A 7,503-nucleotide genomic window follows, 5' to 3' on the forward strand; every position below is an offset into this window, starting at 1 on the left:
TTGGCGGTCTTCAAGAAAAAATATAGGCGTGGTGCAGTCAAGCTCTTCCTATCTTTTTAAAAAGAAAAATGTTAGAATAAAAAAATAGACTCGAGGTGATTAGGTGAGATTAGATAAGTATTTGAAAGTATCCCGCATTATCAAGCGTCGTCCTGTAGCCAAGGAAGTAGCTGATAAGGGACGAATTAAAGTAAACGGTATTTTGGCTAAAAGTTCAACAGATTTAAAAATCAATGATACTGTTGAAATACGCTTTGGCAATAAATTGCTGACAGTCCGTGTTTTAGAAATGAAAGACAGCACTAAAAAAGATGATGCTGCTAACATGTATGAAATCATAAGTGAGACGAGGATTGAACCAAATGGAGAAACCTAATATTGTTCAGCTTAACAATAAATACATTAATGATGAAAATACCCGAAAACGTTATGAGGAAGAAGAAGCAAGACGCCGTCATCGCTTTATCGGCTGGATTTTAGTTTTTATCATTTTGCTCTTCATTTTACCGGCTTACAATCTGGTTGCCAGTTATATGAATTTACAGCAAAAAAAAGAACAGATTGTCAAACTGCAAAAACAGCAGGAGCAATTGAATGCTAAAACAGAAGCTGAGCAAAAATTTGCCGAGCGCTTAAAGGATGACAGTTACGTTGAGAAATATGCACGCGCTAAATATTATTATTCTATTGATGGAGAAAATATTTACCCTGCACCAAGTTTATTACCAAAATAATGGAACATTTAATTGAAACAGTTGAAAAGTTTTTAGCTTATTCTGATGACAAATTAGAAGAATTGTCTCAAAAAAATCGGGCTTTGCGAGAAGAGCCATCTAAAAATAAGATTCAAAATAAAACGGGAGGAGCAAAATGAAAAAATTATTAGCCATTATGTTAATGATTGTTTTTTCTGCTCCTGTTTTTGCTATCAGCACGGAAAAATCTTCTTCAGAATTTTTTAATAATATTCCGGAGAATCCCAATATTCATCATGCTGTATCCAGTTTTTCAAAGCCTGATCTGACAGGGAAAGCTCAAAAAATTAAGCCTGATTCTGCTTTGAAAATCAAGGCCTTAATTACAAAAAATGTCAAAACACCGGTCTTTAAGCTGTCAGATGGCCGTTTTATCAAAGCTAGTCAAGACAGTGTTTATGCTGATATTGTTCTTCGTCAAGACAGTTTTCTAAAAAACTGCTGGCTTAAAAAAACGTTTACTGTTTATCAAAGCCCTTATGTGACAGGAGTTAAAAAAGTTAATACAAATCTTAAGGGATACAGTAAAGTACACATTTCAAAGAGGGCTGTTACTAATCACGGTGTGTATCTAAAAGCTGATGGGAAAGGCTGGATCGATGAAAAAGATTTAGCTTTTGCAGACAATCGTATGGAAAAAGTTCAGGATTTGTTAAATCAAAAATACAATAAATCTAACTATTCTATCTACATCAAGCAGCTGAATACGCAAAAAACAGCTGGAATAAATGAAGATAAAGCAATGTATTCTGCTAGTGTGACCAAGCTTCCTATTCTATACTTTGTTGAAAAACAAATTAAAGATAGAAAAGTAAAATTAACGGATAAACTGACCTATACAGAACAGGTCAATCAGTTTAAGGGTGCTTATAAGACAGAAGGCAGTGGTGAATTGCCTAAAAAAGCTGATAATAAGACCTATACTGTGGATAGCTTGTTAAAGGCTGTAGCTCAGCACTCAGATAATGCTGCCAGCAATATTTTAGGCTATTATATTGCTCATCAATATGATAAGGCTTATCAGGAAACAGTGGAAAAAATTGCCCATGCTAAATGGAGCATGGAAAATCGAAATGTTTCATCAAAAACAGCTGCCAATGCTATAGAAGCTCTTTATTATCAGCAAAGTCCAGCCTTGAATTATTTAAAATCAACAGAATTTGACGGGGATCGTATCTCTCGTGATATAGCTGTTCCTGTTGCTCATAAAATTGGAGATGCTTACGATTACAAGCATGATGTAGCTGTCATTTATGCTGGTGAACCCTTTATTTTATCTATTTTTACAGATAAATCTTCTTACGATAATATTTCAGCAATTGCCGATGACGTATATGGTATTTTAAAATGACCTATGACAAGATTTTTAAATATGTCCAACAAAAGAATTTTTTTACAGAGCATAGCAAAGTTTTAATAGCTGTATCAGGTGGAGTAGATTCTATGAATCTGCTGCACTTTTTGCATGCTTATCAAAAACAATTAGGTATAGAAATAGCCATAGCTCATATTAATCATAAACAAAGGCTTCAAGCTGATGAAGAAGAAATCTATCTTAAAAATTGGGCTCAAAAACAAGATCTCCCTTTTTATTGTGATACTTATAAAGGAGAGTTTTCTGAAAAAAAAGCGCGTGATTTTCGTTATGCTTTTTTTAAAAAAGTGATGCTTAAATATGATTACACGGCTCTTGTCACTGCCCATCACGCTGATGATCAGGCTGAGACAGTCTTCTTACGTTTACTGAGAGGGTCGCGCCTGCGTTATTTAACTGGAATTAAGGAAGTACAGCCTTTTGCTTGCGGTCAGTTGATACGGCCTTTTTTGACTTTTTCCAAAAAAGATCTGCCAGATATTTTTCATTTTGAGGATGTATCGAACCAAGAGGATAGCTATTTAAGAAATAGAATCAGAAACAGTTACCTACCAGTTTTGGAGCAGGAAAATCCCAGATTAACTCAGCATCTGATTGAACTGAGTGTAGAAACAGAAAAACTTTTTCGGGCCTTTGATGAACTAACTCAAGATTTGGATATTCAAGACTGTCAGCTTTTTCAAAAGCAAAGTGAGGCTGTTCAGTATTTTTTACTGCAGAGATACTTAAAAGATTTTCCTGACTTAAATATTAGCAAGGCACAGTTTGACGATCTCTTGCATGTTCTTAGAAGCAAAGCATATTATTATCATCATGTCAAAAATGGTTATTATTTAAAAAAAGATGATAAAAGGTTTGAAATTACTAAAATAGGTCTTAAGACGGATGGAGATGACGAACCAAGAGTGCTAGAATATGACAGTATGGTCAAATATGGTCAGTTTATTTTTTCTTTTCAAAAAGAGACAGCTTCTAAAGAAGGTATTCCTTTAAAGAGTCTTTCTCCTATTTTAATCAGGAGGCGCAGACCAGGTGATAAAATTCAGCTAGGATCTTATTCTAAAAAATTGCGGCGTCTGTTCATAGATGACAAAATTCTTCCTGCTAAACGTTTAGAAGCAGTTGTTCTTGAGCAGGACGGCGAAATTATTTTAGTTCTTTTAGATGATGTTACTTATTTGAGAAAAGACTTTAAAGATGATATAATGAAAGGCAGACTGTATATTCAAAATAGAAATTGGTGAGAGATGCTCGAACAAGATATTAAAAGAGTCCTCTATTCTGAGGAGGAAATTATTGTTAAAACAAAGGAATTAGGTGCTCAGCTAACCAAAGACTATGCAGGAAAAAATCCTCTTTTAGTCGGTGTTTTAAAAGGTTCTGTTCCTTTTATGGCGGAGCTGATGAAACATATTGATACTCATGTTGAAATTGATTTCATGGTTGTATCAAGCTATCATGGTGGTACTACAAGCAGTGGTGAAGTTAAAATATTAAAGGACGTTGACACCAATATTGAAGGCCGTGATGTTGTTTTTATTGAAGATATTATTGATACTGGCCGCACTTTAAAATATCTGCGTGATATGTTTAAGTACCGTCAGGCAAATTCTGTTAAAATTGCAACATTATTTGACAAGCCTGAAGGTCGTGTCGTTGATATTGATGCTGATTATGTCTGTTATAATGTTCCAAATGAATTTATTGTCGGCTTTGGTTTAGATTACGCTGAAAATTACCGTAATCTTCCTTATGTAGGAGTCTTAAAAGAAGAAGTTTATTCAAAATAAGAAAAAGGTTGTTAATTAGTACATGAAAAATAATCGAAATAATGGATTTGTGAGAAACTCCTTTGTTTATATTATACTGTTTTTGGCTATTGTAACTGGCTTTCAGTATTTTTTTAGGGGAACAAGCTCACAGAATGAAAAAATCAGTTACACGACCCTTGTTAAACGTGTCAAATCAGGTGATATAAAATCAATTACCTATCAGCCAAACGGCAGCATTGTTCAGGTAACCGGTGAATACAAAAAAGCTAAAGAAACTAAAGCAAACAATGATTTAGCTTTCTTTAGCGGCGCCACTACAAAAGTTAAAAGGTTTACATCAATCGTTCTGCCTAACAGCGCTTCTATTGAAAAAATTGAAAAGCTGGCAGAAGATCACGAAACAAAAATTTCTGTTAAACAAGAGAGTTCAAGTGGTGCTTGGATTTCCTTCCTCGTAAGTTTCCTGCCAATTCTCATTATGATTTTCTTCTTCACTATGATGATGAATCAAAGCGGAGGCGGTGCCCGCGGAGCTATGAGCTTTGGTAAAAATAAGGCTCGTTCATCTTCTAAGAGTGATGTTAAGGTGCGCTTTTCAGATGTTGCCGGAGCAGAGGAAGAAAAACAAGAACTGATTGAAGTTGTTGATTTCTTAAAGGAGCCAAAACGCTATAAAGCTTTGGGAGCACGTATTCCGTCAGGTGTCCTCCTTGAAGGGCCTCCAGGAACTGGTAAAACGTTGCTTGCTAAAGCAGTCGCTGGAGAAGCAGGTGTTCCTTTCTTCAGTATTTCAGGTTCAGATTTTGTTGAAATGTTTGTCGGTGTCGGAGCCAGTCGTGTTCGCTCGCTCTTTGAGGATGCTAAAAAGGCTGAACGCGCTATTATCTTTATCGATGAAATTGATGCAGTTGGCCGCCGCCGCGGAGCCGGAATGGGCGGCGGAAACGATGAACGTGAACAAACCCTCAACCAGCTGCTGATTGAAATGGATGGTTTTGAAGGAAACGAAAATATCATTGTTATTGCCGCAACCAACCGCAGTGATGTTTTGGATCCCGCTCTTCTTCGACCTGGACGTTTTGACCGTAAGGTTCTTGTTGGCAGACCGGATGTTAAGGGTCGTGAAGCTATTCTTCGTGTTCACTCGAAGAATAAACCGTTGGCTAAAGATGTTGACCTAAAAGTCATTGCTCAACAGACACCAGGATTTGTCGGTGCAGATTTGGAAAATGTTTTGAATGAGGCAGCTCTTGTTGCAGCCCGCCGCAATAAGAAAACAATTGATGCCAGCGATATTGATGAGGCTGAAGATCGTGTTATTGCTGGGCCTTCTAAGAAGGACAAAACCATTTCTGAGCATGAACGTCAGATGGTTGCTTACCATGAAGCTGGACATACTATTGTAGGGCTTGTTTTATCAAATGCGCGTGTTGTTCACAAAGTTACCATTGTTCCGCGCGGTCGTGCTGGCGGTTACATGATTGCGTTGCCAAAAGAAGACCAAAATCTTTTATCTAAAGATGATTTGAGAGAGCAATTGGCTGGACTTATGGGAGGCCGTGTTGCTGAAGAAATTATCTTTAATGCGCAGACAACGGGTGCTTCCAATGACTTTGAACAGGCAACACAGTTAGCTCGTGCTATGGTAACAGAATATGGTATGAGTGAAAAACTTGGTCCTGTCCAATATGAAGGCAATCATGCTATGATGCCGGGTCAATTTGCGCCAGAGAAAACTTATTCAGCACAGACAGCTCTTCTTATTGATGAAGAAGTTCGCGATCTCCTAAATGAAGCTCGCAATAAAGCTGCTGATATTATTAATGGCAATCGTGAAACGCATAAATTAATTGCAGAAGCTCTGCTTAAATATGAAACTCTTGACGCAGCTCAAATCAAGTCTATTTATGAAACAGGAAAAATGCCTGAGAAGGCAGATGATTCAGAAGAAGCTCATGCACTTTCTTATGATGAAATCAAAGAAAAAATGACTGAAGATGATGCTGATTAATACTTTAAAATTCCTATTAAGCTATTTAATGGGAATTTTTTTATTCATTTAAATTTACAAGACCCCCCTACTATGATAAACTAATGGAGTTGTTAAAAAAGTAGGAGACGCGATGACTGTTTTTAGAAAGAAAAATACAAGTTTTGATAAGACCGAAATGAAGAGGCACCTCAAGTTAGTAGATTTAATTTTTCTAGGCTTGGGATCAATGGTAGGAACAGGAATCTTTACGATTACTGGTATTGGTGCGGCAAAGTATGCAGGGCCGGCTTTAATTATTTCCATTATTATTTCAGCGATTGCAGTTGGTATTTCAGCTCTTTTTTATGCTGAATTTGCATCCAGAATACCTGCTAACGGAGGAGCTTACAGCTATTTGTATGCTACTTTGGGGGAATTTCCTGCTTGGTTGGCTGGCTGGTACATTATCATGGAATTTTTGACAGCAGTATCCAGCGTTGCTTCCGGTTGGGGAAGCTATCTCAAAGGTCTGCTTCTAAGTTACCATATTCAATTGCCTGCATTCTTGAACGGTACTTTTAATCCTGATAAGGGCAATTATATTGATTTGTTACCAGCTTTAGTAGTTCTTTTGGTTACAGGAATTGTTCTGCTGAATTCTAAAATTGCTCTGCGTTTTAACAGCAGTCTTGTTATTATGAAATTTTCAGCCCTAGCTCTCTTTATAATTGTAGGAATTTTTCATATCAAGCCTGAAAATTGGTCCAATTTTGCTCCTTTTGGCTTTGGTCAGATTTACGGGGGACAAACAGGGATAATGGCGGGAGCTTCTTTGATGTTTTTTGCCTTTTTAGGATTTGAATCCATTTCAATGGCAGTTGATGAGGTTCAAGAACCACAAAAAACAATTCCCAAAGGAATTATAACTTCATTGACTATTGCAACCATTCTTTATGCCAGTGTTACTTTGGTATTAACAGGCATTATTCACTACTCCAAATTAAATGTGGCCGATGCAGTTGCTTTTGCTCTTCGCCAAGTGGGCTTAAATTGGGCAGCTGATTATATTTCTATTATTGCCATCTTGACATTGATAACAGTCTGCATTTCAATGACTTATGCCTTAGCTAGAACTGTTTACAGCATTAGTCGCGATGGCTTGTTGCCTAAAAAGCTCAGCGTTGTTACCAAACATAGTAAAGTTCCTAAAAATGCCACTTTGCTTGTAGGATTAATGTCAATGATTTGTGCAGGAGTATTCCCGCTGTCTAGTATTGCAGAATTTTTAAATATCTGCACCTTAGCTTATCTTATTATGTTAGCTGTCGCTGTTATTAAACTAAGAAAAGATCAGGGAGCTCCTAAAGCCGAAGAATTTAAAACGCCTTTTGTTCCACTTCTACCAATACTGTCAATTATTATATGTTTATCCTTGATGAGTCAGTACATGACAATTACTTGGATTGCATTTGGAATTAGTACTGTAATCGGAGTTTTGATTTACTTTATTTATGGCTATAAAAACTCAACCATTTCAATGGATTGATGTAAAAAGCAGGATTCATCCTGTTTTTTATTTATCGTATAGTATCCATGCGGACTTTTTTCAAAAAGAAATATTTATAAATG

At 36.6% G+C, this 7,503-nt stretch carries 8 protein-coding genes; all 8 read left to right on the forward strand.

Annotated elements, in window-relative coordinates; translation table 11 throughout:
* Nucleotides 1-103: 103 nt before the first annotated feature.
* The 8 genes from SCSH_RS07145 to SCSH_RS07180 all read left to right on the forward strand — a co-directional run bounded on the left by SCSH_RS07145 (nt 104) and on the right by SCSH_RS07180 (nt 7,420).
* The gene (locus tag SCSH_RS07145; RefSeq protein WP_057491198.1) at nt 104-376 is read left to right on the forward strand and encodes an RNA-binding S4 domain-containing protein; all 273 of its coding nucleotides are present in this window, start codon (nt 104-106) and stop codon (nt 374-376) included.
* On the forward strand, nt 363-734 hold the full coding sequence (locus tag SCSH_RS07150; protein WP_057491199.1) for an FtsB family cell division protein: 372 nt from the start codon (nt 363-365) through the stop codon (nt 732-734). Before SCSH_RS07145 ends, SCSH_RS07150 begins: the two co-directional genes overlap by 14 nt.
* A complete protein-coding gene (locus tag SCSH_RS07155) occupies nt 734-874 on the forward strand; it encodes an SP_0009 family protein (protein ID WP_057491200.1) in 141 nt (46 codons plus the stop codon). The genes SCSH_RS07150 and SCSH_RS07155 overlap by 1 nt, the downstream gene beginning before the upstream one ends.
* Entirely contained in the window at nt 871-2,106 is a 1,236-nt protein-coding gene (locus SCSH_RS07160; RefSeq protein WP_057491201.1) for a serine hydrolase, read from the forward strand. The genes SCSH_RS07155 and SCSH_RS07160 overlap by 4 nt, the downstream gene beginning before the upstream one ends.
* The gene (gene tilS, locus SCSH_RS07165; protein WP_057491202.1) at nt 2,103-3,374 is read left to right on the forward strand and encodes a tRNA lysidine(34) synthetase TilS; all 1,272 of its coding nucleotides are present in this window, start codon (nt 2,103-2,105) and stop codon (nt 3,372-3,374) included. Before SCSH_RS07160 ends, tilS begins: the two co-directional genes overlap by 4 nt.
* A 3-nt stretch (nt 3,375-3,377) precedes the next feature.
* Nucleotides 3,378-3,920: a hypoxanthine phosphoribosyltransferase gene (hpt, locus tag SCSH_RS07170; RefSeq protein ID WP_057491203.1), complete on the forward strand. Its 543-nt coding sequence runs from the start codon at nt 3,378-3,380 to the stop codon at nt 3,918-3,920.
* Between the two features lie 22 nt (nt 3,921-3,942).
* Nucleotides 3,943-5,913: an ATP-dependent zinc metalloprotease FtsH gene (gene ftsH, locus SCSH_RS07175; RefSeq protein WP_057491204.1), complete on the forward strand. Its 1,971-nt coding sequence runs from the start codon at nt 3,943-3,945 to the stop codon at nt 5,911-5,913.
* A 112-nt stretch (nt 5,914-6,025) separates the two neighbouring features.
* Nucleotides 6,026-7,420: an amino acid permease gene (locus tag SCSH_RS07180; RefSeq protein ID WP_057491205.1), complete on the forward strand. Its 1,395-nt coding sequence runs from the start codon at nt 6,026-6,028 to the stop codon at nt 7,418-7,420.
* The last annotated feature ends 83 nt before the right edge of the window (nt 7,421-7,503 follow it).

This window comes from Streptococcus orisasini, assembly GCF_001431045.1.
GTDB lineage: Bacteria > Bacillota > Bacilli > Lactobacillales > Streptococcaceae > Streptococcus > Streptococcus orisasini.

What these genes read in the sequence shown, in the direction of transcription:
- tilS (WP_057491202.1), top strand. Translation starts at nt 2,103, where the DNA reads ATGACCTATGACAAGATTTTTAAATATGTCCAACAAAAGAATTTTTTT.
- SCSH_RS07150 (WP_057491199.1), top strand. Translation starts at nt 363, where the DNA reads ATGGAGAAACCTAATATTGTTCAGCTTAACAATAAATACATTAATGAT.
- SCSH_RS07155 (WP_057491200.1), top strand. Translation starts at nt 734, where the DNA reads ATGGAACATTTAATTGAAACAGTTGAAAAGTTTTTAGCTTATTCTGAT.
- hpt (WP_057491203.1), top strand. Translation starts at nt 3,378, where the DNA reads ATGCTCGAACAAGATATTAAAAGAGTCCTCTATTCTGAGGAGGAAATT.
- SCSH_RS07180 (WP_057491205.1), top strand. Translation starts at nt 6,026, where the DNA reads ATGACTGTTTTTAGAAAGAAAAATACAAGTTTTGATAAGACCGAAATG.
- ftsH (WP_057491204.1), top strand. Translation starts at nt 3,943, where the DNA reads ATGAAAAATAATCGAAATAATGGATTTGTGAGAAACTCCTTTGTTTAT.
- SCSH_RS07160 (WP_057491201.1), top strand. Translation starts at nt 871, where the DNA reads ATGAAAAAATTATTAGCCATTATGTTAATGATTGTTTTTTCTGCTCCT.